This window comes from Kitasatospora sp. NPDC057936 (genome assembly GCF_042887525.1).
GTDB lineage: Bacteria > Actinomycetota > Actinomycetes > Streptomycetales > Streptomycetaceae > Kitasatospora.
The window spans coordinates 1-25,433 of the sequence record NZ_JBHVPD010000008.1 but is presented as its reverse complement, the minus strand read 5'-3'; the positions used below and the strand labels follow the sequence as shown (position 1 = coordinate 25,433).

22 protein-coding genes, 1 rRNA gene and 1 riboswitch are annotated in these 25,433 nt (G+C 71.3%); of the genes, 12 read left to right on the top strand and 11 right to left on the bottom strand.

Annotated features, from left to right (window positions below; translation table 11 throughout):
• The first annotated feature begins 252 nt into the window (after nucleotides 1-252).
• The 5 genes from ACFVU9_RS06610 (at nucleotide 253) to ACFVU9_RS06590 (ending at nucleotide 6,497) form a co-directional block, all read left to right on the top strand.
• Complete coding sequence (locus ACFVU9_RS06610) at nucleotides 253-1,530, top strand: extracellular solute-binding protein (RefSeq protein WP_380442152.1); 1,278 nt, start codon at nucleotides 253-255, stop codon at nucleotides 1,528-1,530.
• Between the two features lie 136 nt (nucleotides 1,531-1,666).
• On the top strand, nucleotides 1,667-2,671 hold the full coding sequence (locus tag ACFVU9_RS06605; RefSeq protein ID WP_359972458.1) for a sugar ABC transporter permease: 1,005 nt from the start codon (nucleotides 1,667-1,669) through the stop codon (nucleotides 2,669-2,671).
• Between the two features lie 84 nt (nucleotides 2,672-2,755).
• Nucleotides 2,756-3,661 (top strand): sugar ABC transporter permease, encoded by a 906-nt coding sequence (locus tag ACFVU9_RS06600; protein WP_387590655.1) that lies wholly within the window; start codon nucleotides 2,756-2,758, stop codon nucleotides 3,659-3,661.
• Between the two features lie 75 nt (nucleotides 3,662-3,736).
• Entirely contained in the window at nucleotides 3,737-5,452 is a 1,716-nt protein-coding gene (locus ACFVU9_RS06595; RefSeq protein WP_380442147.1) for a glycoside hydrolase family 13 protein, read from the top strand.
• A 25-nt stretch (nucleotides 5,453-5,477) separates the two neighbouring features.
• A complete protein-coding gene (locus ACFVU9_RS06590) occupies nucleotides 5,478-6,497 on the top strand; it encodes a LacI family DNA-binding transcriptional regulator (RefSeq protein WP_380442144.1) in 1,020 nt (339 codons plus the stop codon).
• A gap of 174 nt (nucleotides 6,498-6,671) precedes the next feature.
• On the opposite strand, the gene ACFVU9_RS06585 is transcribed toward ACFVU9_RS06590, so the two are convergent.
• The 3 genes from ACFVU9_RS06585 to ACFVU9_RS06575 form a co-directional block, all read right to left on the bottom strand.
• The gene (locus ACFVU9_RS06585; RefSeq protein WP_380442142.1) at nucleotides 6,672-6,872 is read right to left on the bottom strand and encodes a hypothetical protein; all 201 of its coding nucleotides are present in this window, start codon (nucleotides 6,870-6,872) and stop codon (nucleotides 6,672-6,674) included.
• A gap of 284 nt (nucleotides 6,873-7,156) precedes the next feature.
• Entirely contained in the window at nucleotides 7,157-8,485 is a 1,329-nt protein-coding gene (locus tag ACFVU9_RS06580; protein WP_387590650.1) for a transglycosylase family protein, read from the bottom strand.
• Nucleotides 8,472-8,631: riboswitch (cyclic di-AMP (ydaO/yuaA leader) on the bottom strand. It overlaps the preceding gene by 14 nt.
• Nucleotides 8,632-8,993: 362 nt before the next feature.
• The gene (locus ACFVU9_RS06575; protein ID WP_380502994.1) at nucleotides 8,994-9,971 is read right to left on the bottom strand and encodes a hypothetical protein; all 978 of its coding nucleotides are present in this window, start codon (nucleotides 9,969-9,971) and stop codon (nucleotides 8,994-8,996) included.
• Between the two features lie 571 nt (nucleotides 9,972-10,542).
• Between ACFVU9_RS06575 and ACFVU9_RS06570 the strand changes: the two genes are divergently transcribed.
• Nucleotides 10,543-10,815 carry a DUF397 domain-containing protein gene (locus ACFVU9_RS06570; RefSeq protein ID WP_380442137.1) on the top strand — a complete coding sequence of 91 codons (273 nt, stop codon included), beginning with the start codon at nucleotides 10,543-10,545 and terminating at the stop codon, nucleotides 10,813-10,815.
• A gap of 498 nt (nucleotides 10,816-11,313) precedes the next feature.
• On the opposite strand, the gene ACFVU9_RS06565 is transcribed toward ACFVU9_RS06570, so the two are convergent.
• Complete coding sequence (locus ACFVU9_RS06565; RefSeq protein ID WP_387590646.1) at nucleotides 11,314-11,838, bottom strand: ATP-binding protein; 525 nt, start codon at nucleotides 11,836-11,838, stop codon at nucleotides 11,314-11,316.
• Between the two features lie 418 nt (nucleotides 11,839-12,256).
• Between ACFVU9_RS06565 and ACFVU9_RS06560 the strand changes: the two genes are divergently transcribed.
• A complete protein-coding gene (locus ACFVU9_RS06560) occupies nucleotides 12,257-13,123 on the top strand; it encodes a helix-turn-helix transcriptional regulator (protein WP_329930454.1) in 867 nt (288 codons plus the stop codon).
• A gap of 127 nt (nucleotides 13,124-13,250) precedes the next feature.
• On the opposite strand, the gene ACFVU9_RS06555 is transcribed toward ACFVU9_RS06560, so the two are convergent.
• Together ACFVU9_RS06555 and ACFVU9_RS06550 are read right to left on the bottom strand one after the other, a co-directional pair.
• Nucleotides 13,251-13,883 carry a TetR/AcrR family transcriptional regulator gene (locus ACFVU9_RS06555; protein ID WP_380502991.1) on the bottom strand — a complete coding sequence of 211 codons (633 nt, stop codon included), beginning with the start codon at nucleotides 13,881-13,883 and terminating at the stop codon, nucleotides 13,251-13,253.
• A gap of 332 nt (nucleotides 13,884-14,215) precedes the next feature.
• Nucleotides 14,216-15,733, bottom strand: a complete 1,518-nt coding sequence (locus ACFVU9_RS06550; RefSeq protein ID WP_380502988.1) for an MFS transporter — start codon at nucleotides 15,731-15,733, stop codon at nucleotides 14,216-14,218.
• A gap of 86 nt (nucleotides 15,734-15,819) precedes the next feature.
• Here ACFVU9_RS06550 and ACFVU9_RS06545 point away from each other — a divergent pair, with 86 nt between their 5' ends.
• Complete coding sequence (locus ACFVU9_RS06545) at nucleotides 15,820-16,245, top strand: MarR family winged helix-turn-helix transcriptional regulator (RefSeq protein ID WP_380502985.1); 426 nt, start codon at nucleotides 15,820-15,822, stop codon at nucleotides 16,243-16,245.
• Nucleotides 16,246-16,347: 102 nt separating this feature from the next.
• On the opposite strand, the gene ACFVU9_RS06540 is transcribed toward ACFVU9_RS06545, so the two are convergent.
• From ACFVU9_RS06540 to ACFVU9_RS06520, 5 genes are all read right to left on the bottom strand, one after another.
• On the bottom strand, nucleotides 16,348-17,295 hold the full coding sequence (locus ACFVU9_RS06540; RefSeq protein ID WP_380502982.1) for a M56 family metallopeptidase: 948 nt from the start codon (nucleotides 17,293-17,295) through the stop codon (nucleotides 16,348-16,350).
• A 257-nt stretch (nucleotides 17,296-17,552) separates the two neighbouring features.
• Nucleotides 17,553-18,161, bottom strand: a complete 609-nt coding sequence (locus ACFVU9_RS06535) for a DUF5134 domain-containing protein (protein WP_387590641.1) — start codon at nucleotides 18,159-18,161, stop codon at nucleotides 17,553-17,555.
• 341 nt (nucleotides 18,162-18,502) lie between these two features.
• Nucleotides 18,503-19,264, bottom strand: a complete 762-nt coding sequence (locus ACFVU9_RS06530; protein WP_380502977.1) for an amino acid ABC transporter ATP-binding protein — start codon at nucleotides 19,262-19,264, stop codon at nucleotides 18,503-18,505.
• 56 nt (nucleotides 19,265-19,320) lie between these two features.
• A complete protein-coding gene (locus ACFVU9_RS06525) occupies nucleotides 19,321-20,325 on the bottom strand; it encodes an amino acid ABC transporter permease (RefSeq protein WP_380448881.1) in 1,005 nt (334 codons plus the stop codon).
• Nucleotides 20,286-21,194: an ABC transporter substrate-binding protein gene (locus tag ACFVU9_RS06520; RefSeq protein WP_387590636.1), complete on the bottom strand. Its 909-nt coding sequence runs from the start codon at nucleotides 21,192-21,194 to the stop codon at nucleotides 20,286-20,288. The genes ACFVU9_RS06525 and ACFVU9_RS06520 overlap by 40 nt, the downstream gene beginning before the upstream one ends.
• Nucleotides 21,195-21,701: 507 nt before the next feature.
• Between ACFVU9_RS06520 and ACFVU9_RS06515 the strand changes: the two genes are divergently transcribed.
• From ACFVU9_RS06515 to ACFVU9_RS06500, 4 genes are all read left to right on the top strand, one after another.
• Nucleotides 21,702-23,102: a DUF6421 family protein gene (locus tag ACFVU9_RS06515; protein WP_380448885.1), complete on the top strand. Its 1,401-nt coding sequence runs from the start codon at nucleotides 21,702-21,704 to the stop codon at nucleotides 23,100-23,102.
• Entirely contained in the window at nucleotides 23,099-23,857 is a 759-nt protein-coding gene (locus tag ACFVU9_RS06510; RefSeq protein WP_380448888.1) for an SDR family NAD(P)-dependent oxidoreductase, read from the top strand. Before ACFVU9_RS06515 ends, ACFVU9_RS06510 begins: the two co-directional genes overlap by 4 nt.
• Complete coding sequence (locus tag ACFVU9_RS06505) at nucleotides 23,854-24,930, top strand: threonine aldolase family protein (RefSeq protein ID WP_380448890.1); 1,077 nt, start codon at nucleotides 23,854-23,856, stop codon at nucleotides 24,928-24,930. The genes ACFVU9_RS06510 and ACFVU9_RS06505 overlap by 4 nt, the downstream gene beginning before the upstream one ends.
• Nucleotides 24,931-25,340: 410 nt before the next feature.
• Nucleotides 25,341-25,433 (top strand): 16S ribosomal RNA (locus tag ACFVU9_RS06500); the annotation flags it as partial.

The window sequence follows — 25,433 nt, the reverse complement described above, 5'->3', positions numbered from 1 at the left end:
GGCCGATGGAGCGGAACGGTCAAAGCCGGACATAGCCGGGCGCTGTCCACTACCGTGCGGCAACATCCAGGACACGCGGCTGTAACGATCGGCGTTTCTTGCAGAAAGTTTCTGCAAGGGGTTTCCGTGACGTTTCGCCCGCTGTTAACTTCCTTCCAGCCCGACGGCAGCGAAGGTGCAGTCGGCACGAGGCAGCCATTATGCGCCTGTCTCCGAACATCTCGGGCACCCCCACCCTCCCAAGGAGTTCTCATGCGGCGTGGCATCGCGGCCTCTGCCCTCGTTGTGGCCCTCGCGGTCTCGATGGCTGCCTGTGGCAGCAGCGGCTCCAGCTCGGACGGCAAGGCCGACGGGCCGGTCACCCTCACGTACTGGGACACCTCGAACGCCACCAACGAGGCGCCGAACTACCAGGAACTGGTCAAGAAGTTCGAGGCGGCCAACCCGACCGTCAAGGTCGACTTCGTCAACGTGCCGTTCGACCAGGCGCAGAACAAGCTGCAGACCGCCATGGGGGCCAAGGGCGCGCCCGACGTGTTCCGCTCCGAGGTCGGCTGGACCGCCGCCTTCGCCAAGGCCGGCTACCTGGAGCCGCTCGACGGCACCCCGGCCGCCGCCGACACCTCCGCCTTCCAGCCCAGCCTCGTCCAGCAGGCCAAGTACGACGGCAAGCTGTACGGCGTCCCGCTGGTCACCGACACCCTGGGCCTGCTCTACAACAAGGACCTCTTCGCCAAGGCCGGGATCACCGACGCCCCGAAGACCTGGGACGAGCTCAAGGCCGACGCGGCCACCATCAAGGACAAGGACGGCGTCGACGGCTTCTGGCTGAAGGCCGCCGACGGCTACTACGCGATGCCGTTCCTGTTCGGCGAGGGCACCGACACCGTCGACGCCGCCGGCAAGAAGATCACCATCACCTCGCCCGAGGCCGTCAAGGGCATCGAGACCTACAAGTCGATGTTCACCTCGCCCGGCACCGCCAAGGCCGACGTCACCACCGACGCCTACGCCCACATGATGGACGCCTTCAACAGCGGCAAGGTCGCGGCGATCATCCAGGGCCCCTGGGAGATCACCAACATCTACAAGGGCTCCGCCTTCGCCGACAAGAAGAACCTCGGCATCGCCGCCGTCCCGGCCGGCTCCAGCGGCAAGGCCGGCGCCCCGACCGGCGGCCACAACATCTCCGTCTACGCCGGCTCCGACGCCGCCCACAAGGCCGCCGCCGAGAAGTTCGCCGCCTTCATGACCTCGGCCGAGAGCCAGGCGTTCATCGCGCAGAAGAACTCCACCCTGCCGACCCGCTCCGACGCCTTCACCGCCGACGTCAAGGCCGACCCGGGCATCGCCGGCTTCCAGGCCGTCCTCGCCAGCGCCAAGCCGCGCCCCGAACTGCCCGAGTACAGCTCGCTGTTCGCCTCGCTCGGCACCAACCTCGGCAAGGCCGTCCAGGGCACCAGCACCCAGGACGCGCTGAACACCGTCGCCACCGACTACGCCAAGCTCCTCCCGGGCTTCGCCAAGTAGCCGTCAGCCGCCCGGCCCGCCGCGGGTGAGGGACACCCCCACGTCCCTCACCCCGGCGGGCCCGGCGGCCGGACCCGCTCCTCCCGAGGCGGCCGGACCCGCTCTCCCCGAGACCTCCCCCGAGAAGGTGTAATCGATGTCAGTCGCCGTGCAGGGCGCCACCGGCAAGGGCAGCCGGCCGCGCGAGCAGCGTCCGGGCCCGCTGGAGCGCCTCAAGCGCTCCTACGCCAAGCACTGGTACGCCTACGCGATGACCGCCCCGGTCGTGCTCGTGCTCGGCGTGCTCGTGCTCTACCCGCTCGTCGAGGGCGTCTGGCTCACCCTCACCGACGCCAACAGCCTCAACTCGGCCCGCACCATCGGCGTCAACCACATCCCGGCCAGCTACAAGTTCGTCGGCCTTCACAACTACGCCGACATCCTGTGGGGCCCCGGCTCGTACGACCGCTTCTGGTCCCACTTCGTGTGGACCATCACCTGGACGGTGCTGTGCGTCGTCCTCCACTACACCATCGGCCTGGGCCTCGCCCTGCTGCTGAACAAGAAGCTGCGCGGACGCGCCGTCTACCGGATGCTGCTCATCCTCCCGTGGGCCGTGCCGACCTTCGTCACCGTCTTCTCCTGGCGCCTGATGCTCGCCGACGGCGGCGCCGTCAACGGCCTGCTCTCCGCCCTCCACCTGCCCCAGCCCGGCTGGCTGGACGACCCGCTGGCGCAGAAGGCCGCCGCCGTCCTGGTCAACACCTGGGTCGGCGTGCCGTTCATGATGATCTCGCTGCTCGGCGGCCTGCAGTCCATCCCGGCCGAGCTGTACGAGGCCGCCGAGATGGACGGCGCCACCCCGTGGCAGCGCTTCCGCCACGTCACCCTGCCCGGACTGCGCACCGTCTCCTCGACCGTCGTCCTGCTCGGCGTGATCTGGACCTTCAACCAGTTCGCCGTCATCTTCCTGCTGTTCGGCACCAGCGGCGGCTCCGACGCCCAGCTGCTCGTCACCTGGGCCTACCGCCTCGGCTTCGGCCAGCAGCCCCGGGACTACGCGCAGTCCGCCGCGTACGGCGTGATCCTGCTGTCCATCCTCATCGTCTTCACCGCCTTCTACCGGCGCTGGCTCGCCCGCAACGAGCAGGCCAACGGCTAGCAGGCCAACGGCCAACAGGCCAACAGCAACAGGCCAACGGCTGCGGCCCCGGACCCAGTTGACCCACGAAGGCAGGTACCCTCGATGAGCACCACCACCGAAGCCGCCGCGCCGGCCGCGCGCCCCGCACCGGCCGCCCGGCCCGCCAAGGTCCGCCGCCGCGGCGAGAGCGGCCCGCTGGTCACCGCGCTGTCCCACGGCGCCCTGATCCTCGCCAGCCTGATCGCCCTGTTCCCGGTGCTGTGGATCCTCTACATCTCGCTCGGCCCGGACAAGACGGACTACCTCCACCCCGGGAAGATCCTCGGCAAGCTGACCCTGTCGAACTACGACCACGTGCTGTTCGGCACCGACTTCTTCACCTGGTTCGGCAACTCCTTCCTGGTCTCCGGCATCACCACGGTGTTCGGCGTCATGGTCGCCGCCACCACCGGCTACGCCGTCTCCCGGATGAAGTTCCCCGGCCACAAGCCGCTCATGTGGTCGCTGCTGGTCACCCAGATGTTCCCGATCGCGGTGCTGATCGTGCCGATGTACACGATCCTGTCCGAGCTCGGCCTGCTCGACGGCTACACCGGCCTGATCCTGGTCTACTCGACCACCACCGTGCCGTACTGCGCCTGGCTGCTGAAGGGCTACTTCGACACCATCCCGGTGGAGATCGACGAGGCCGGCCGGGTCGACGGGCTCAGCCCGATCGGCACCTTCTGGCGGCTGGTCCTGCCGCTCGCCCGCCCGGGCCTGGCGGTGGCCGCGTTCTACTCCTTCCTGACCGCCTGGGCCGAGGTCGCGTTCGCCTCCACCTTCATGCTCAGCTCCGACAAGTACACGCTGGCCGTCGGCCTGCAGACCTTCGTCAGCGAGCACGACGCCCAGTGGAACTTCATGGCCGCGACCGCGGTGCTGATCGCGATCCCGTCCTCCGTCTTCTTCTACCTGGTGCAGCGACACCTGGTCACCGGCCTGACCGCCGGCGCCTCCAAGTCGTAACGCCGGCACACGCCGGCACTCGCCAGCACCCGTCTCAGCGCTCCTCGCTCCTCTATTCCCCGAGGGATTCCGTCCATGACCCAGAACCTGGCCGACACCTCCCGGCCCGCCGCCGACACCGCTCACGAGGCGGCCGCCCTGGCTCCGGTGACTGGCAGTGCGTCCAGAGGCTGGTGGCGGGACGCGGTCATCTACCAGGTGTACCCGCGCAGCTTCGCCGACTCCAACGGCGACGGCATGGGCGACCTGCCGGGCATCCGCAGCCGCCTGCCCTACCTGCGCGACCTCGGCGTGGACGCCGTCTGGCTCTCGCCGTTCTACGCCTCCCCGCAGGCCGACGCCGGCTACGACGTGGCCGACTACCGCGCGGTGGACCCGATGTTCGGCACCCTGCTGGACGCCGACGCGCTGATCCGCGACGCCCACGACCTGGGCCTGCGGATCATCGTCGACCTCGTCCCCAACCACTCCTCGGACCAGCACGAGTGGTTCCAGCGCGCCCTGCGGGACGGCCCCGCGTCCCCGCTGCGCGAGCGCTACCACTTCCGCCCCGGCAAGGGCGAGACGGGCGAACTGCCGCCCAACGACTGGGAGTCCATCTTCGGCGGCCCGGCCTGGACCCGCACCGAGAACCCCGACGGCACCCCCGGCGACTGGTACCTGCACCTGTTCGCCCCGGAGCAGCCCGACTTCAACTGGGAGAACCCGGCCGTCGCCGACGAGTTCCGCTCGATCCTGCGGTTCTGGCTCGACATGGGCGTGGACGGCTTCCGCATCGACGTCGCCCACGGCCTGGTCAAGGCCCCCGGCCTGCCCGACCTCGGCGGCTCCGACCAGCTCAAGCTGCTCGGCAACGACGTCATGCCGTTCTTCGACCAGGACGGCGTGCACGAGATCTACCGCAGCTGGCGGGGGATCCTCGACGAGTACCCCGGTCAGCGGATCGGCGTCGCCGAGGCTTGGACCCCGACCGTCCAGCGCACCGCCAACTACGTCCGCCCCGACGAGCTCCACCAGGCCTTCAACTTCCAGTACCTGGGCACCGACTGGGACGCCGCCGCGCTGCGCGAGGTGATCGACGTCTCGCTCGACTCGATGCGCCCGGTCGACGCCCCCACCACGTGGGTGCTGTCCAACCACGACGTCACCCGGCACGCGACCCGCTTCGCCAACGAGCCCGGCCTCGGCACCCAGATCCGCACCCCCGGCGACCGCGCGCTCGGCCTGCGCCGGGCCCGCGCCGCCACCCTGCTGATGCTCGCGCTGCCCGGCTCCGCCTACGTCTACCAGGGCGAGGAGCTCGGCCTGCCGGACGTCACCGACCTGCCCGACGAGGTCCGCCAGGACCCGTCCTTCTTCCGCCAGGCCGGACAGGACGGCTACCGCGACGGCTGCCGCGTGCCGATCCCGTGGTCCGGCACCGAGGCGCCGTACGGCTTCGGACCGGTCGCCGGCGGGCCGTCCTGGCTGCCGCAGCCGGCCCAGTGGGCCGAACTCAGCGTCGAGGCGCAGACCGGCGACCCGACCTCCACCCTGGAGCTCTACCGCAGCGCGCTCGCCGTCCGCCGGGCGCAGCCCGACCTGGGCGCGGGCACCGGGGTCGAGTGGCTGGACGCCCCGCAGGGCACGCTCGCCTTCCGCCGCGGCTCCTTCGTCTGCACGGTCAACGCGAGCGGCGAGCCGGTGCGCATACCCGCCCCGGGCACGCTGCTGCTCGCCTCGGCGGAACTGGTCGTGGACGGCGGCGAGACGGTGCTCGCACCGGACAGCACCGGCTGGTGGGCGGTCTGACGTGGTTGCAATAGGCTCTGGGACCGTGACTACGGCGCGACTTTCAGACATCGCGGCGCAGGCGGGGGTCAGCGAAGCCACCGTCTCCCGCGTACTCAACGGCAAGGCGAACGTCTCCGCCGCCACCCGGCAGACCGTGCTGGCGGCCCTCGACGTGCTCGGGTACGAGCGGCCGACCCGCCTGCGCCAGCGCAGCGCCGGGCTGATCGGGCTGATCACGCCGGAGCTCAGCAACCCGATCTTCCCCGCGCTCGCGCAGGTCATCGAGCAGGTGCTCAGCCGGCACGGCTTCACGCCGGTGCTGTGCACCCAGACGCCCGGCGGGTCCACCGAGGACGAACTGGTCGAGATGCTGGTGGACCGGGGGGTGGCGGGCATCGTCTTCGTCTCCGGTCTGCACGCCGACTCCACCGCCGACCACGACCGCTACGCCCGGCTGGCCGGGCGCGGGGTGCCGTTCGTCCTGATCAACGGTTTCAGCGAGCGGATCGACGCGCCGTTCATCTCGCCGGACGACCGGGCCGCCATGTGGATGGCCGTCCAGCACCTCGCCGAGCTGGGGCACGAGCGGATCGGGCTGGCGGTCGGCCAGAGGCGGTACGTGCCGGTGCTGCGCAAGATCGAGGGCTTCACGGCCGCGATGCGCACCGTCCTCGGGCGGACGCAGGAGGAGGCCGAGGAGCTGGTCCACCACACGCTGTTCAGCGTCGAGGGCGGGCACGCGGCGGCGGGCGCGCTGCTGGACAAGGGGTGCACGGCGATCGTGTGCGGCAGCGACATGATGGCGCTCGGGGCGATCCGGGCGGTGCGGCAGCGGGGGCTGTCGGTGCCGCAGGACGTGTCGGTGGTCGGCTTCGACGACTCGCCGCTGATCGCCTTCACCGAGCCGCCGCTGACGACGATCCGCCAGCCGGTCGAGGCGATGGCGACGGCGGCGGTGGACGCGCTGCTGGAGGAGGTGGGCGGGAACGCCGCCCAGCGCGGGGAGTTCATGTTCCAGCCGGAGTTGGTCATGCGCGGCTCCACGGGGGCCTGCGCGCGCTGAGGCCGGTGACGGCCGTGTGAAGGGCCCCGGAGGGCGGTTGCTCTCCGGGGCCCTTCGGCGTGCCGTGCCGGGCTGTGCTGGGCTTGTGCTGTGCTGTGCCGGGCTGTGCTGTGCTGTGCTGGGCTTGTGCTGCGCCGTGCTGGGCTGTGCCGCGAGTGCCGTGCCGGGCCGGGGTCAGCCCTCCTGGACGGTCGGGCGGTCGGCGGTGACGCGGTGGCCGTCGGCGGCGTCGCCGGTGCGGGTCTCGGTGCGGCGACCGCGGGCCAGGTAGTCGCGCAGGATCAGTTCGACGGCGTCCTGGGGACTCTTGGTGCCGGAGAGCATCATCGCGTCGATCGCGAGGTTCGCGTCGAGCGTGACGGTGACCTGGGCCATGGGTGACTCCTCCTCGGGTGCAGAGCAGCAGCATGCCCGCTGGGCCGGGGTTTGACCACGCGAATGCTCCGATGCGCGGAGCCGCGGGTGCGCGCCGGGGGGAGGCGGCACGGACTTCGGAGGCGGGTACGCCGAAGCCCCGGGGAGAGCGACCAGTCTCTCCCCGGGGCGGTGGGCGGGTGACAGATGACAGATAACAGATGATGAAATCTGTTATCTGTCATCTGTTCGCTGTCATCCGCGATCCGTCACCCGTCCCCGGCGGGACGGTTCCGGAAGGATCCTCAGACGCGGCCGGCGAAGTCCGGCGCCCAGTTGGCGATGGTCTGCAGGCGGACGCCCGAGCTCGGGTTGGCGGCCTCGACGTACTGGCCGCCGCCGATGTAGATGGCGACGTGGTAGACGCCGGAGTCCTGGCCGTTGTTGGACCAGAACAGCAGGTCGCCCGGCTGCAGGCTGTCCAGCGAGACGTGGGTGCTCGCGGCGGCCTGGTCGTTGGCGACGCGCGGGATGGAGATGCCCGCGGCGCGCAGCGCGGCCTGGGTCAGGCCCGAGCAGTCCCAGCCGCCGTTGCCGGTGCCACCGTAGACGTACGCCTGGCCGACCTGCGCCTTGGCGAAGCTGACCGCGGCGGCCATCGAGCCGGTGACGGCCGGGGCCGGGGTCTGCGCCTGGGCGGAGGGCTTGGCGGCGGGCTTCGAGGACGGCTTGGCGGCCGGGGTCTGGGCCTCGGCGGCCGGCTGGGCGTTCACGGCGTTCCCGGCGGAGGACTGGCCCGGCTTCTGCGAGCGGTCGAACCAGTTGAAGTCACCGGACTGGCCGGCCGGAGCCTGGGCGGAGTCGCCGAAGGACAGGTGCTGGCCCGGGTAGATGGTGTCCGGACCGTCGGTCAGGGTGCCGCGGTTCAGCTCGTACAGGCGCTGCCAGCCGCCCTTGACGTTGTGCTTGTCGGCGATCGTGGACAGCCAGTCGCCGGCCACGACGGTGTAGTCCGAGGCACCGGCCTGGGTGGTGCCGCCCTGGGTCCAGTCCTGGCGCTTCTGCGCCCAGGTGCCCTTGGCGGAGTCGGCGGCGGCCGGGGCCTGCGCCTGGTCCTGCGCCGGGGCGGCGGGCTTGGCGGCGGGCTTCGGGGCCGGCTTGACGGCCGGGGCGGCCGGGGCGGCCGGGGCGGCCTTCGCGGTGCTCGCGGCGGCGGAGGTGTCGACGGCGGCCGGGGCGCCGCCCGCGGTCAGGCCGGCCTGGACGGAGCACACGGGCCAGGCGCCGGGGCCCTGCGAGGCGAGGACCTTCTCGGCGACGGCGATCTGCTGGTCCTTGGTGGCCTGGTTGGCCTGCGGGGCGTACGAGGTGCCGCCGAAGGCGGCCCAGGTGCTGGAGGTGAACTGCAGGCCGCCGTAGAAGCCGTTGCCGGTGTTGATGCTCCAGTCGCCGCTGCTCTCGCACTGGGCGACCTTGTCCCAGGTGGCGACGGAGGCGGCGGAGGCGGTGCCGGAGGTGAGGCAGGGGATGGTGAGGCCGACGCCGGCGACGCCGAGGGCGGCGATCACGCGGCGGGTGCGGCTGGACAGGCGAGTGCCGTTGGTGGGCAGCATGAAGACGCGGTCCTCTCCCACGCCTGCGAGGTGAGCTGTCGGATTCGGGCCGGAGTTGCCCGGCCGCGCTGTGGCGCGGCTTCACCCCTAGCCCAGGACCGTTCCGTGGATCGGTCCGGGGCGACTTACCTGTGGGTCCCCCGCTCCTGCCGTGGTGCGTTTTCGCGCTTCCAGCGCACCCGACGGCAGGACTCGGCGTTGCGGATGTGCTGGGTCCGTGTGGTCACGAACGGGGAGCACGTTAAGCAGACTTAAGTACGAACTGCAAATACCTGTGATGCGCATCACGGATTATGGAAAGCCACCAAAACTTTCCTTCTCCAAGATCGAAAATGATCGTTTTCTCGCAATAAACCTGCGGATGTGCACAACTGGCAGGTTCTCAGGAATCGCATGACGGACGGTCATCCGATCGCAAACAATCACAGAACGGACATCTCGCGCATTCGGCTCTTAATTCCCTTACGCCGCAAGCCGAAAGGGCCCGGAGCGTGGTCGCTCCGAGCCCTTCCGTACGCGTTGTCGGCGGTTACTCGCCGGCGGCCTCCCCGGTCGCCCCGGAGGCCGTCCCGCCGGCCGCGTGGGCCGCGCGGGAGCCCTCGGAGGCGGCCTCCGCCGCCTCGGCCTCGGCCTGGGCCTGCGCGGCGGCCAGGGCCTCCGCGGACGGCGCCGGCAGCGCGGCCAGGTACAGCGAGGCGATGAGCTGGCCGACCGTCTGGTAGGCGCCGAGCGGCGCGGCGGACGGGCAGCCGGTCTCCTCGGCGGCCGTGGCGAGCAGCTCGGAGTCCGCCTCCGGGCCGATCACCAGCGGGGCCAGCGCGGGGCGCTGCGAGCCGGTCTCCTTGAGGTGCGCGACGGCGGCGGCGACCGAGCCGGGCACGTCGAGCGCGGCGGGGACGACCGGGACGGCCAGGCGGGCGGCCAGCAGCACGCCGGTGATGCCGGCGGCGGCCGCGGCGTCCTCGCCGCCGACGGTGGTCAGCACGACGCCGTCCGCGGCGGTCGCGATGGCGAACAGGCGGGCGCGGTCGGCGCGGGCCAGCCCGGCCTCGGACAGGCGGACGTGGACGGCCTCGGCCAGCAGCGGGTGCGGGCCCAGCACGTCGGTGACGTGCGCGCCGTACTCGGCGGCGAGTGCGTGGAGTTCGGGCAGGAAGTCGTGCGGGCCGGGCACCAGGGGTACCAGGATCGGTGCCGGGACGCCGGCCTCGGCGGCGGCCGCCAGCAGCTCGCCGATGCTGCGCTCGGTGCCGTCCGCGCCCTCGGTGCCGTCGCCGGGGAGGTAGCCCACCGCGGTCTGGACGCCGTTCTGCTCGCTGCGGACGATCGAGAGCAGCTCCTCGACGACCGAGCGGGACTCGGGCCCGGCGGTCGCGGGCACGGCGAGCACCAGGGCCGGGGAGCCGGACGGGATCTCGGGGCGCTCGGGGCGACGGTGGCGCCCCCGCGCACGGGAGCCTGGAGTGCGAACGGGCAGTGGCGCGCCCGGGATGGCTGCGGTGCTCATGGCGGAGATCGTAGGACATCGGCCCGTCAGGGCTGCAGTCGGCTGCCGTGCCGGTTTCGCGCGAGCGTGGTGTGCGCGGCGCGCGGAGCTCTCGCGTGCGCGGGTCGATGAGCGGTCATTAGGTCATATTCCGGACATACCTGGCCCAACCCCCGCGCGTCCGCCGGTATCTCCTGGAGACGTGTCCGGTGGGGCGTCACGTTGCACCCGTGGCGCGTGAGATGTCTCACAGTCGACGGGCGGTCTGACGGAGGGTCACGAGTGCGCGACTCCCGGCTTTCGAAGATCAACATTTAGCGGGGAGCCGCTCACGGCCGGTTATCGGAAGCGGGCCGGTTCGGTCGGCTATGTCCGTTTACGTACCGTCAGGAGAAGGGTCCGTGAAGAGTTCAGGTCGGCCGGTGAAAGGCCTCGTGCACCTGCACCGTCTCGTGCTGATGCACGTGCACAAGGGCTATCATCGCGTCAAGTGAGGCGTTGTGCCGGGCTGGTACGGGGCCGGCCCGTTCGTTCGGCGGGTGCCGGGGGCGCCGCGCTGGACCGCAACTCCGGGGCTCTTCGGGAGACTTCTATGCACGACTCGCACGAATCGCAGGAACTGGGCGGCTCGTACGGTCCCTACAACGGGATGGCCGCCACCGAGCTGGAGGGAGTGGTCTGGCAGAAGAGCCTGCACAGCAACTCCCAGGGCAACTGCGTCGAGTTCGCCGCGCTGCCGGGGGGCGACGTGGCGATGCGCAACTCGCGCTTCCCGGACGGTCCGGCGCTCATCTACACGCGGGCCGAGATCGCCGCGATGCTGTTGGGGGCCAAGGACGGGGAGTTCGACCACCTGTCCGCCTGACCGGACGTCCATCCGGCCGTTCACCGGGCCATCCGGCCGTTCACCGGGCCGTCCGGCCGCTTCACCGGACGTCCGTCGGTCCGGCCACGGCTCCGCACCAGGAGCCATCGGGGGGCCGTCGTGGGTGCTGACACCACGGCGGCCTTTGTCTTCTCCGCGGGCTCGGCCCCGCGGTCGTCCGCGCGGTTCGTCACGCGCTCGGTCACATGCTCGGTGGTGTGCCTCTTCGCGGGCTTCTCCACCGTCCGGTGCGCTGCTGTCCCGCGTAACGCTGCCCCGTGCACTGCTGTCCGGTGCACTGCTGTCCCGCGCACTGGCGGCCCGTCGGCCGTCGGGGGCGCACTGGTCGTCGCGGGTGCGCTGCGGGGGGCCGGTGGGTCTCCGGCGCGAGCCCGGCGAGGGCGAACTACCGCTTCTTCCCGGGGTTTCGGTCCTCCCGGGGTGTCCATCGATCCGGGGACGCGTGCCCGCGCTGCGGGGGTGCGTGCCCGTCCGCCGCTAGGCGGAGCGCCGGTGCCGGCCACCGAGTTCGGGGGTCGCGGCCTGCGCGTCGGCTTCGAACAGCGCCCAGACGACCTTGCCCCCGCCCAGCGGGTGCCAGCCCCAGGAGTGGCTGAACGAGTCCACCAGGTGCAGCCCGCGGCCGGATTCGGCCACGAAGTCCGCCTCCCGGGCGACCGGGCCGATGCTGCTCGGGTCGCTGACCGCGCAGACGATCTGCGGCGCGCGGTGCACGAGGCTTATTCGGATCGGCAGCCTGCCGTCACCACCGTGCTGTGTGGGAAAGTCGTACTCGCCCAGGGCGCCGCCCACCGGGTCGGGCCGTGCGCCGATCGCATGCCGCAGCGCGTTGGTCACGAGTTCCGACGCGACCAGCGCGACGTCGTCGAACAGCTCCATCAGCCCCCAGCGCTGCAGAGCGGTCCGGGCGAAGTCACGTGCGGTTCTGACGGCTTCGAAGCGAGGAGCGAGCGTACAGGTGACCACGTGGGGGTCAACCGCCAAAGCCGTACCGGTGCCCATGAAGAGCTCCTCCCATAAGGGGGCGGACACGGCTGGACCCGCCGGGGTCATGCCGGTCACCTCCGACTCGCTCGGCCGCACGGCCCCCTCCTCGACGAGGCGCGCGCGCACACGAAGGCCCGGTGGCGTGGGGGACGCTGCCGGGCTGGTGCACGGAGTCGCGCGTGGGGTCGACGCGGAGCCCGCGGGATTGCCAGGGATGTGCAGGTGCACGTGCACCATGGTCCTCTGCGCTCACTGCAGATGCAAGAGTCGATTCACGTGCAGTCGCACTATTGGCATATGCAAGCGCCGGATGCACGTGCATCCTGGTGTGTGGAGTGCAGAACTGATAGGAACATCCGTCAGTATCGGCACCGTGAGCGCTCAACTGATGGCAGACTGTGCGCTGTTTGCCCTAGGTGGAGGTTTCGACCGCATGACCACAGTTCAGCCGGGCGGCGGCTCGATGGTCCGCCGGATCCTCCTCGGCTCACAGCTGCGACGCCTGCGTGAGGCGCGCGGCATCACCCGCGAGGACGCCGGCTACGCGATCCGCGCCTCCGAGTCCAAGATCAGCCGCATGGAGCTCGGCCGGGTCAGCTTCAAGGAGCGCGACGTCGCCGACCTGCTCAGCCTCTACGGCGTGGACGACGGCCTGGAGCGGGAGGCCCTCCTCGGCCTGGTCCGCGAGGCCAACAAGTCCGGCTGGTGGCACAGCTTCAACGACGTGCTGCCGGGCTGGTTCCAGACCTACGTCGGCCTGGAGGAGGCCGCGCAGCTGATCCGCACGTACGAAGTGCAGTTCATCCCGGGACTCCTGCAGTCCGAGGAGTACGCGCGGGCGGTTTTCGGTCAGAGTCGGCCGGTCATCAGCGAGGAGGAGGTCGAACGGCGGGTCAGCCTCCGCCTGCGCCGCCAGAAGCTGCTGACCGAGGGCAACAACCCGCGCCTGTGGGCCGTCATCGACGAGGCCGCGCTGCGCCGCCCGGTCGGCGGGCCCAAGGTGATGCGCGGCCAGGTCCAATACCTGATCGACGTCGCCGAGCAGGCCAACGTCGTCATCCAGGTCATGCCGTTCCGCTTCGGCGCGCACGCGGGCGAGTCCGGCGCGTTCACGATCCTGCGCTTCCCGGAGCAGGACCTCGCCGACGTCGTCTACCTGGAGCAGCTCACCAGCGCGCTCTACCTCGACAAGCGGGACGACGTGGACGCCTACATCCAGGTCATGGAGCGCCTCTGCGTGGACAGCCTCACGCCCGAGCGCACCATAGACCTGCTCGCCTCGATCCTGAAGGAACGCTGAGCCTCCGCCCGGAGGGGCCTGGACGTCCGGGCCCGAACGGCCGGACCACGAGCCGTGCTTGCCCGCCGCCCGGACCGGCCGTCGGCGAGCACCGGCCGCCGGAGCATCCGCCGCCGCCCACCGGCCGTCAGCCGCGGGCCGGCGGCCGTTCGCGTTCCAGCGGCAGCGGCAGCGGCAGCTGTGGCTGTGGCAGCGGCTGCGGCGGGCGGCCCAGCTCCCACGGCAGGTCGTAGCGCCGGAACAGGTCGGCCCGGATCGGCGCCAGCGGCACCTCCGCGCCCGGCAGCAGGAGGCCGATACACCCGCCCATGAGCGCGCTGCGCAGCACCGCGTGCTCGGCGGCCGGATCCGGCGCGCCCCACTCCCGCAGCAGGCCCTGGAGGATCGCGCCGAGCTGCTGCTGCTCCGGGTCCTGGACGAAGGAGCCGGTGTCCGGGTCGAGGATCAGCGCCAGGTGGGAGCGCATCACCCGCGGGTGGTCGAGGGCGAGGCCGAGGACGGCGTCGATGGCGCGGGCCAGCCGGGCCTCGGGTGTCGCGTCCGGCGCGAGTTCGGCCAGGGCGTTGCTGAGCGACTGGTGCATCATCCGGTGCGTGGCGGACTGCATGAGCAGCCGTTTGCCGTCGAAGTAGTACGACAGCAGCCCGCGCGCGAGTCCGGCGCGCTCGGCGATGTCGCTCAGCGTGGTCCCGGCGTATCCGTGCTGGTCGACCAGTTCGACGGTGGCCCGCATGATGCGCCGGCGCGAGCGCTGACGCATTTCCTCATTGACCGAATCCCCGCGGGGTGCCATCGTGACAGCTCCGAACGTTCGTTGGCTCCCGGCCAATATACTGGGGGAGTCGACGGCCGATCCGTGGAACCGCGTTGACGAGCGGCGCACGGACGGCTGGTGCGGGGGCGGCCGTTACGAAGACGGCCGGCTCCACCAACACGGGGGTTTGGTGGAGCCGGCGGCAGTGCCTGGGGGGCGGACGTCCGCGTCGGCTCGACGCGGCGCGGTGTGGTGCGGTCCGCCGTTGTCCGGTGCGGGTCCGGTGCGGTCTCGCGTGGGCGGTTCGGCGTGGGCGGAAGCGGCGCGGGCGGAAGTGGTCAGCGCTCGGCCAGTACCTCGGCCCGGTCGGTGGGCCCGGATGCCCGTGACGTGTAGTCATAGTCCGGGACAGACACAGGAGTTGACTTCTTCCGGCGCTCCAGCAGTGCGCCCACGAGGGCGATCAGGAACCCGAGCAGCGCGACCGCCGTGACGAACAGCAGGGCCGGCCGGTAGCCGTCCAGCTGCGCCTGCGGGCTGTCGCCGCCGGCGCTCCCGGCGGTGATCATCGCGGTCGCACCGGCGAGCACGACGGCGGTGCCGACCTGGATCGCCGTGTTGACCAGGCCCGAGGCCAGGCCCTGCTCCTCGTCCGCGACGCCGTCGGTGGCGGCGATGTTCACGGAGGGGAAGGCGAGCGCGAAGCCGACGCCGAGCAGCAGCATCGACGGCAGCACCAGCGCGGGGTAGGAGCTGTGCTCGTCCAGCCGCAGGAACAGTGCGAACGCCGCGGTCAGCGACAGGACGCCGATGGGCAGCAGCCGGCCGGTGCCGAAGCGGTCCACGATCGGGCCCATGAACGGCGCGGACAGCGCGATGAACGCGCCGGCCGGCAGCAGCCCGAGCGCCATCTCCAGCGCCGACCAGCCGAGCAGGTGCTGGAGGTAGAGCGTCACGATGAACTGGAAGCCGCCGTAGGCGCCGGTCATCGTGAAGGCGATCACGTTGGCCCGGGCCACCGCGCCGTTGCGGAAGATGCCGAGCCGGACCAGCGGGTGGGCGGCGCGGCTCTCGGTCACCAGGAACGCGGCCGCCAGGGCGGCGACCACGGCGAACGAGCCGAGTGTGCGCAGGCTGAGCCAGCCGGCACCCTGCGCCTCGGTGACGGTGAAGACGAGCAGCAGGACGGTGAGCGTGCCGGTGATCGCGCCGAGGACGTCGTACCCGCCCTTGGCGCGCTCCTCGACCGGGCGGGGGAGCAGGCGGACGGCGAGCAGCAGGGCGATCAGCGCGACCGGGACGGGCATCAGGAACGTCCAGCGCCAGCCGACCGAGGTGAGCAGGCCGCTGAGCACGAGACCGAGCGAGAAGCCGCTGGCGGCGCAGGTGGTGTAGATGGACAGCGCCCGGTTGCGGGCGGGGCCCTCCGGGAAGGTCGTGGTGATGATCGACAGGCCGGCCGGGGCGGTGAACGCGGCGGCGGTCCCCTTGAGGAAGCGGGCGGCGATCAGCAGTCCGCCGTCGTCGACCAGTCCGCCGAGCAGGGAGGCGGCGCCGAAGACGCCCAGGGCGACGAGGAACACCCGGCGGCGGCCGAGCAGGTCGGCCGCCCGTCCGCCGAGCAGGAGCAGGCCGCCGTAACCGAGCACGTAGCCGGAGACCACCCATTGCAGGGTCGAGGTGGAGAGGTGCAGTTCGGAGCCGATGGACGGGAGGGCCACTCCCACCATGGAGACGTCCAGGGCGTCCAGGAAGATCGCGGCGCAGAGGACGAACAGGGTGCCCCAGAGGCGGGGGGTCCAGGCCTGTCCGCCGGTTGACGGTGCGTCGGGTGACGTGACGGTCGCGGTGGTCATGGGGAGGAGACTACATGCACGTGCAATCAATGCAAGTGAATAAGATGTAAACGCATAAGTTGCGGTGGCGGTGGTAGGGTGGCGCCGTGGCTGAACTCGACTCCCCGGCGGAGGCCGGTCTCGTCGCGCAGTGGCGCGAACTGCTGGCCCGGCACGCCGAGACCTCCTGTGCGCTCGACCGCGAGCTGGGCGAGAAGCACGGGCTCGGGATGAGTGAGTTCGAGGTGCTGGAGCGCCTGGTCGAGGGCTGCTCGGTGGACCGCAGCCACCGGCTCCGGGTCCAGGAGCTCGCCGACGTCGTCCACCTCAGCCAGAGCGCGCTGTCCCGCCTGATCGGCCGGCTGGAGAAGGCGGGACTGGTGACGCGCGAGATGTGCGTGGACGACCGCCGCGGCATCCTGATCGTCCTCACGGACGAGGGGCGTGAGCGCTACCGGCAGGCCCGTCCGCTCCACCGCGACGTGCTTGCGCGCACGCTCGGCGATGAGGTCACTGGCCCGTGTGAGGCGTGATGCTGACGGTTCGTCAGCAGATTTCCCAGCAGGTTCGTCAGCAGGTTCTTCGGCAGGTTCTTCGGCGGTCCTGAGGGTCCGGCGGGGCGATGGGGCGTCTGGCTAGAACTGCGAGACGAGTCCCGGAGCGGCGGCCAGCAGCACGACGGCCACGGGCGCGGCGAGCGCGGCGACGGTGAGTTGGAGCCGGTGCGGAACGGACAGCCGGGGGCGGCCCGCGAGCAGGCGGTCCACCCGCTTCGGGGACTGCGCGAGGCCCGGCGGACAGGAGCCGAACACCCCGCGGCCCAGGTTGAGTTCGGCCAGCGCAAGGGCGGTGGTGTGCCGTCCGTGCCGACGGGCCGCACGGTCGTCGGCCGCCAGCTCGACCAGCTCGCCGACCTGGTCCCGGAAGGTGCTGAACACCCGGACCCCCGGGAACCCGGACGCAAGTGCCTGGGCGGCCTGCGCGAGCCAGTCGTGCCGGGCACGCACGTGCCCGCGCTCGTGACTCAGTACGGCCGCCAACTCCCGTGCGGTCAGCTGCTGGAGGGCGCCCGTGGTGACCACCAGCCGGGAGTTCGGGCCGGGCAGCGACCAGGCCTCCGGCCGGACGTTCTCCAGCACCACCAGGCGCTCCCGGCGGCTGCGGGCGGCCGCGATGGCCTCCGGCAACTCGGGAGCGCGGTCGGAGAGTTGAGCGTGACGGTGGTTGCGCAGAGCCTTCGCCGAACGGACCTCACGGGTGACCGCCAGCACCGTCTGCAGCCCGCCCGCGGCCAGCACCGCCGCGCAGAGCCGGCCCCAGCCTTCGGCGTCCTGGAGCCCGTACGCCGCCTCCACCCCGTGCGGCGCGCCGGCGAACACGAGTGCGCGCAGTTCGGGCAGCGCGGCCGAGGCGGCCAGGACCAGGCTCAACGCGCAGCACAGCAGGACGGCTACGACCAGGCACTGCCATGCCAGCAGCGCCAGCACGGGTTCGCGCTCCACCCAGCGGGCCCGGGCGAGCAGCCGGGGCACGGCGGTGGAGAGCAGTAGGCCGAGCAGCAGCAGGCCGATCAGGGCAGTCATCGCATGGGCTCCCCGAGTGCGCACGGAGCGCGACAACGCGCTCCTCGCCAACCTATGCGCTGGCGACGTCCGGTGGAACGGCTTTCGGGCGGCCAGTGACCAACGCCACGCGGGCCCGGGGACCTTGGTCCCGGGTGTGGCTCGGCCAGGGTGCGTGGGGTGGGGGTTGGGGCGGCGGGTGGGGTGGGGTGGGGGACGGGCGTCGGGGACGGGCGTTGGGTGTGGGTGTTGGGCGTGGGCGTCGGGGGCGGGCAAGGTCACATGGTCAGGAGCATCGCGAACATCCCGATGCCCATGGTGAGCCGGCAGGCCTGCGGGAGGCCCGCCGTTCCGACGGTGACGCTTCCGCCGGGGGCGTGCAGGAGCCGGGTGCCGGCCCAGAGGGAGTAGGCGCCGAAGTACACCAGCAGCGCGCCGGTGAGCAGCGGGGCGCCGGTGCTCGGGGCGTGGTGGTGATGGCCGGGGGAGGCGGTCATGGCGAGGGCTGCGTAGGTCATGGCGAGGCCGCCGATCGCGTGGTGCAGCCGGTGTCCGCGGCGGTCCGGGGTGCCGGCGGCGGCGAGCAGGAAGAGGGCTGCGGGGACGCCGAACAGCCAGGCCCAGACGGGCGCCGGGACGGCGGCGCCGGTGACGGCCATTCCGGCCATGCCGAGCCCCATCAGCGCTTCGGCGGCGTCGGTTTCCCGGGCGAGAAGCCGTCGGGCGCCCGTCGGGTGGGTGGTGGAGGGCGCCGGTGCGCAGGTGGTGTGCGGTGCGTGCGGGGCTCCGGGGGCTCCCGGGGCATACCGGAGGCGGGTCAGGCAGTAGGCCCCGGCGGTGGCGGTGAGGAGGGCGAGGAGCCAGTTGACCAGCGTGGGTCCGTGCAACGGCGGCCTCCTGGGGTGACGGGAGGACGGCGAACAGCGAACAGCTGACAGGTTTCAGATAACAGATAACGAAATCTGTCATCTGAAACCTGTCAGCTGTTCGCCGCCACCCGTACTCTGCGGCGTTCGTCCTGTCCACGATCACCGCTGCCGCTCCCGGGAGGCCAGGGCGCGTGCAGGGGCGCACGGTGGTGACCAGCGGAGTGCGTTCCTGCGAGCGCCCTATGCCTGCCTCAACAAGCCCCCAGCCAGACCTCGCCAGATCTCGCCGGACCCCGCCACCCTGCCGCCGCCACCCCGCCGGAATCCACCTGCCGGAGCCCGCCCCCGTGCGTCCCGTCTCAGCCCTGAAGCCGCCCCGAGGCAACGATCCGGCTGAGGAACCGCCGGGTCCGCTCCTCCCGCGGATCGCCGAACACCTGCTCCGGCGGCCCCTGTTCGAGCACCACCCCGCCGTCCAGGAAGCAGACCTGGTCGGCCACCTCGCGCGCGAACCCCATCTCGTGCGTCGACAGGACCATCGTCATGCCCTGTTCCTTTAGATCGCGCACCACCGACAGCACCTCCCCGACGAGCACCGGGTCGAGCGCCGCCGTGATCTCGTCGAGCAGCAGCAGCCGCGGCCCGGTGGCCAGCGCCCGCACGATGGCGACGCGCTGCTGCTGCCCGCCGGAGAGCCGGTCCGGGTACTCCTTCGCCTTGGCCGCCAGCCCGAGCCGGTCCAGCAGCTCCAGTGCCTTCGCCTCCGCCTCGGCCCGCCCGAGCCCGTGCACCCGGCGCGGCGCGAGCGTGATGTTCTCCAGCACCGTCATGTGCGGGAACAGGTTGTAGGCCTGGAAGACGACACCGATCCGGCGCCGGACGGCGTCCTCGTCCGTCCGCGGGTCGGTGATGTCCTCGCCGTCCAGGAAGATCGCGCCGTCGTCGACGCCCTCCAGCAGGTTCACGCACCGCATCAGCGTGGACTTGCCCGAGCCGGACGCCCCGATCAGCGCCGTCACCGAGTGCTCGGGCACGGCGAGGTCGACGTCGCGCAGCACCACCTGTGAGCCGAAGGTCTTGCGCACCGACTCCAGCCGCAGCACGTCCGCTCCGGCGCCCACCGGGTCCCCGCCCACACCCCTCGCACTGCTCGTACTGTTAGTACTGCTCGCCCCGCTCACACCGCACCTCCCTGGACCTGCCGACGGTTCATGCGCGCGGTCAGCCAGTCGGCGAACCGCGTGAGCGGAATGGTCAGCACGATGAACACCAGCCCCGCGACCAGGTACGGCGTGTAGTTGAACGACCGGGACGCGATGATCTTCGCCGCGTAGACGGCGTCGATCGCCCCGCCGATCGAGACGAGCCCGGTGTCCTTCTGCAGGCTGACCAGGTTGTTGATCAGCGGCGGCACCACCCGCCGCACCGCCTGCGGCAGCACGACGTACCGCATCGCCTGCGCGTTGGTGAGCCCGAGCGAGCGCGCCGCGGCCCGCTGGCTCGGGTGCACCGACTCGATCCCCGCGCGGAACACCTCGGACACGTACGCCGAGTACGTCAGCACCAGCGCCGCCCCGCCGAGCAGCAGCGGATCGGTGGTCACCCCGGTGAGGCGCAGTGCCGGCACCCCGGTGATCATCACCAGCAGGCAGATGATCATCGGCAGCCCGAGGAAGAAGTCCACGTACGCGGTGGCCAGCAGCCGGACCGGCAGGAACACCGGACCGCGCAGGGTCCGGAGCACTGCCAGCAGCAGGCCGAACACCAGGATCAGCACGCCGCAGCCGAGCATCAGCTCCAGGTTGAGCCGGAGCCCGGTCAGGACCTCGGGCAGCGCCTGCCGGGCGTAGTCGAGGTTGAAGAAGGTCCGTCGAGTCACCTCCCAGCCGGGGGAGTTGACGATGAGCAGGTACAGCACGACGGCCGTCAGCAGCGTCGACGAGCCCGCGATCAGGGCCGAACGCCGGGTCCGCCCGCGGCGGTAGGCGTCCCGGGCGAGCCGGCGCTCGGACGGACGGTAACCGTCGTCCTCCCCGCCGCCGGGCGCACCGTCGTCCCGCGCGCCCGCCTCCCGGCCCGCCGCGCCGTCGGCCCCGACACCCCCGCCGACCTCGACGCCGCCACTGGCCTCGATGCCGCCGCTCACTTCAGCACCGGTGCCGAGACGGCGTCGGACAGCCACTGCTTCTCCAGCTTCGCGAGCGTCCCGTCCGCCCGCAGCGCGTCCACGGCCTGCGACACGCAGCCGGTGAGCCGGGAGCCCTTGTCCAGCACCAGTCCGAACTGCTCGCCCTGCGACGCGCTCTCGAACTGCCCCACCACCTGAGCCTCCGGCACCTCGGCGCCGGTGATGTAGAAGGCCGTCGGCAGGTCGACCACGAGCGCCTCGACCTGGCCGTTCTTCAGCGCGGCCTTGGCCAGGTCGTTGGAGTCGAAGACGGCCGGCCGGGTGCTCGGCTTGATGGTGTCGGTGATGGTGTCGAGGCTGGTCGTGCCCACCTGCGCGCCGAGCTTGGCGCCCTTGAGGTCGGCGATGCTCTTCGCGCTCGCGGCCTTGGAGTTCTTGAGCGCGATGACGGCCTGCCGGACGTCGTAGTAGCCGGAGGAGAAGTCGACCGCCTGCTTGCGCTCGGCGCTGATGGACACCTGGTTGACGTCGAAGTCGAAGTCCTTCGGGCCGGGCGAGGTGGCCTTGTTGAACGGGGCCACCACCCAGGTCACCTTCTCCTTGGGGTAGCCGAGCTTGTCGGCGACCGCGTAGGCGACCGCGGACTCGAAGCCCTTGCCGTTCTCCGGCTTGTCCTCGGAGAACCACGGGTCGTACGCGGGCTTGTCGGTGCCGATCGTCAGCGTGCCGGCGGTCCGGGTCGCCAGCGCCCCCGGCGCGCAGCCGGCCGATGTGCCCGACGCGCCCGCGCCCGCGCCCGCGGCCCCGTCGGTCTTGGCGTCCTGCGGCGCGCACGCGGTCAGCGCGGCGGCGGCCGCCAGCAGCGCGGCGACGGGGAGGGCGGCGGACTTGCGGAAGCCGGGGCGGAGACGGAGGTCGGTCATGGCAGGGCTCCAGGGAAGGAAGGCCGGGCAGGACAGGAGATGCGGCGGCCGGGGCCGGAGGCGGCCGCGGACCCGGCGGGTCACTTCCCCCGGTGGCGGCGCCGGAACACACGCGGCATGGTCGGCGTACGGGCCCGCGTCCGCGGCGCCCTCCGCGCCTGATCGGCGGATCGGCGAGCGAGCGGATCGGCGGATCAACGACAGCAGCGGCGGCGACAGCAACAGCCGCGCGTGCCACGGCAGGCGTGACAACGAGAGGGCACCCGGAACAGGCCGTCGTGCCGCTCGGTCATCGTGATCACCGCCGGGAGCATGGCGGGAGGTTCGCATCCCGACGGCGCCCGTGTCCAGAACATCCACCGCGGCGTCCACATGCCGGACATCCGGTCGCGGCGTCCCCGAAACCCCCCACCACCGGAGGTTCTCCGATCGGAGCCCCCTTGAACAGGAGAACCTTTCGTATCTATGGTGTCTCCATCGAAAACCTCCTGTCGAAGTGAGTCCACGATGCAGAATCTTTCGCCAAGGCTCGCTGTGGCGGCCGACGCCCCGGTCTCGACCCTCGCCGGCCACCCGGCGTGGCTGCGCCTGAAGGAGGCCGTCGAGACCCTTCGCCCGCTGCAGTCCAAGGACGGCTCGATCGACCTGGCCGCCGTCCAGCGGCACACGGTCGATCCGCTGGTCGCCACGGTCCGCAGCGCGGTCGCCGAGCTGGCCCCGCTGTTCCCGCACGACGAGGCCTACCTGGCCGCCGTCGACGCGGACCTAGCCAAGTGGGCCGACACCGGCTACCGGGAGCCCGACTTCCTGGACTCGCTGCTCGCCTTCCAGCCCGCCGACCAGCGCGTCGACGGCCTCGAGCACCTCGTGGTCTTCCCGATGTACACGCAGAACGGGAACCCGGACCGCAACCTCGAAGCCGTCCTGCTGCGCGTCGTGTGGCCCGACTGGCTGGCCGAGCTGGAGCGCACGCGCTTCGACAACCCGATGTTCGTCCCGATCACCTTCACCGACTTCACGGCCGGGTACGACACCAACTCCGCCGTCCTCTTCCCCGAGACGGTCGCCGTGCGCAAGGCGCCGGAACGTTTCACCTGGGGCGGCATCTTCTGCGACCGCGAGGCCGCCCGCTTCCGCGCCGTCACCACCAGCGCCGTCCAGCAGCTCGGCCTGGCGATCCCGGACGACGCCGAGGGCCTGCTCAAGGACCAGGCGCGCGCGCAGGAGACCTTCGTCCTGTGGGACCTCGTCCACGACCGCACCCACAGCCACGGTGACCTGCCGTTCGACCCCTTCATGATCAAGCAGCGCAGCCCGTTCTGGATGTACGGCCTCGAAGAGCTCCGCTGCGACCTCACCACCTTCAAGGAGGCGGTGCAGCTGGAGGCCGAGGGCAACAAGCACGCCCGCGACGTCCAGTACGCGATCCTCTTCGACCGCCTGTTCCGCTTCCCGGTCAGCGGCGACCGCGTGCGCAACTACGACGGCATGGGCGGCCAGCTGCTCTTCGCCTACCTGCACAAGAACGACGCGCTGCGCTGGCGGGACAACCGCCTCACCATCGACTGGGACCGCGCCCCGCAGGTCACCAACGAGCTCTGCGCCGAGATCGAGACCCTGTACCGCGACGGCATCGACCGGCCCAAGCCGGCCCACTGGATCGCCGCCTACCAGCTCGTCTCCCGCTACCTCACCCCGCACCCGGCCTCCACGTGGGCGAAGGGCGCCGACGCGCTGCCGCTCGACATCACCGACGGCAAGGCGCTCAACAAGGCGCTGTGCGACGCGGTGCTCCCGGACGAGTTCCCGCTGAGCATGTTCTACGAGGCCCTGTCCAAGAAGCTCGGCGGCGTCATCGCCGCCACCGCCGGCATCACCGGCAACGGAACCAAGGGAGTCGCCGCGTGACCACCACCCCCAACGCCCCGCTGGCCGGCAAGGTCATCGCCGTCGCCGGAGCCAGTGGCCCGGCCGGCCAGGCCGTGCTGCGCCGCCTGACCGCCGACGGCGCCACCGTGATCGGTGCCGACATCGACCCGGTCCGGCTGGAGAGCGCCCTCGACGCCACCCGCGTCGCCGTGCGCGGGGCGAAGGTCAGCGGCCAGGTGATCGACCTGCTCGACCCGCAGGAGGTCCACGACTGGGCCGACCACCTGGAGGCGGAGCACGGCCACGTCGACGGCCTGTTCCACCTGGTCGGCGGCTGGCGCGGCAGCAAGACGTTCTTCGACACCCGCCTCGACGACTGGGACTTCCTGCACGACACCGTCGTGCGGACCCTCCAGCACACCTCGCTGGCCTTCCAGCCCGCGCTGGTCCGCAGCCCCGCCGGCCGGTACGCGATGGTCTCCGCCGCCGCGGCCCACAAGCCCACCGCCGGCGGCGCCGCCTACGCGGCCGCCAAGGCCGCCACCGAGGCGTGGACCCTCGCCATGGCCGACTCCTTCAAGAAGGAGACCACCTCGGCCGACGGCGAGCCCACCGCCGCAGCTGCCATCCTGGTGATCAAGGCGCTGGTCAGCCCGGAGATGCGGGCCGAGAAGCCGGACGCGAAGTTCGCCGGCTTCACCGACACGGCCGACCTCGCCACTCACCTGGCGGGCCTCTGGGACCGCCCCGCAGCAGAACTGAACGGACAGCACCTGTGGCTGACAGCCCGATGAACGACTCCACCCGCACGGACGCGGTACGGCGGCACGACCCCGCCGTCCGCGGCTTCGCCAGCGACAACTACGCCGGCGTGCACCCCGAGGTCCTCGCCGCGATAGCGCTCGCCAACGGTGGCCACCAGGTCGCCTACGGCGAGGACGACTACACGGCGCACCTGCAGGACGTCTTCCGCCGCCACTTCGGCGAGAAGGCCGAGGCCTACCCGGTCTTCAACGGCACCGGTGCCAACGTGGTCGCCCTCCAGGCGCTGCTCCCGCGCTGGGGCGCGGTCGTCTGCGCCGAGTCCGCCCACATCAACGTGGACGAGGGCGGCGCCCCGGAGAAGATGGGCGGCATCAAGCTGCTCACCGTCCCCACCCCCGACGGCAAGCTCACCCCCGAACTGCTCGACCAGCAGGCCTGGGGCTTCGGCGACGAGCACCGCGCGCAGCCGCTCGCGGTCTCCATCACCCAGAGCACCGAGCTCGGCACCCTCTACACCGCCGACGAGATCCGCGCGATCACCGAGCACGCCCACCAGCTCGGCATGCTCGTCCACGTCGACGGCTCCCGCCTGGCCAACGCCGCCGCATCGCTCGGCCTGCCGCTGCGCGCCTTCACGACGGACGTCGGCGTCGACGTGCTGTCGTTCGGCGGCACGAAGAACGGCCTGCTGTTGGGCGAGGTCGTCGTGGTGCTGAACCCCGAGCGGGTCCGCAACATCAAGTACCTGCGCAAGACCTCGATGCAGCTCGCGTCGAAGATGCGCTTCGTCTCCGTGCAGTTCGAGGCGCTGCTCTCCGGCGACCTCTACCTGCGCAACGCCGGCCATGCCAACGCCATGGCCAGCCGCCTGGAGGCGGCCGTCCGGAAGATCGACGGCGTCGAGATCGTGCGCCCGGTCCAGGCGAACGCGGTCTTCGCGATCCTCCCGCGGGACGTCAGCGAGCGGCTGCAGAAGCGGTACCGCTTCTACTTCTGGAACGAGCACACCGGCGAGGTGCGCTGGATGTGCGCCTTCGACACCACCGAGGCCGACATCGACGCCTTCGCGGCGGCCATCGCCGAGGAGATGGGCCGCGTCTGACGGCGCTCCACCAGCGGATCGTCCCGTCCTGCGACAGCAGGGCGGGACGATTTGCACGGGGCGCCTCCGGCCCCGTACAGTTCCGGAGTCGCCGCGGGAGACCGGGGCAACGAAAGCGGAAAGCAAATCCGATGAATGAAACTCCGGAAAACGGAGCGGAAAACATCTGATAAGCTGGAAACACGAAAGAACGAAGCGCCCGGAGGGCCCGCTGGAAGGCGGCTCGAAGGAAGCGTCCGTTCCTTGAGAACTCAACAGCGTGCCAAAAGTCAACGCCAGATATGTTGACATCCCCGGCCTCGATCACTTGATCGGGGTTGGAGATTCCTTTTGAAATAACACTAGCGAGGACGCAGTGCGCGGGACCACCCTATTCCGGTGGTTGCCGTGCCGCTCTTTCGTGGAAAGCATTCACGGAGAGTTTGATCCTGGCTCAGGACGAACGCTGGCGGCGTGCTTAACACATGCAAGTCGAACGGTGAAGCCCTTCGGGGTGGATCAGT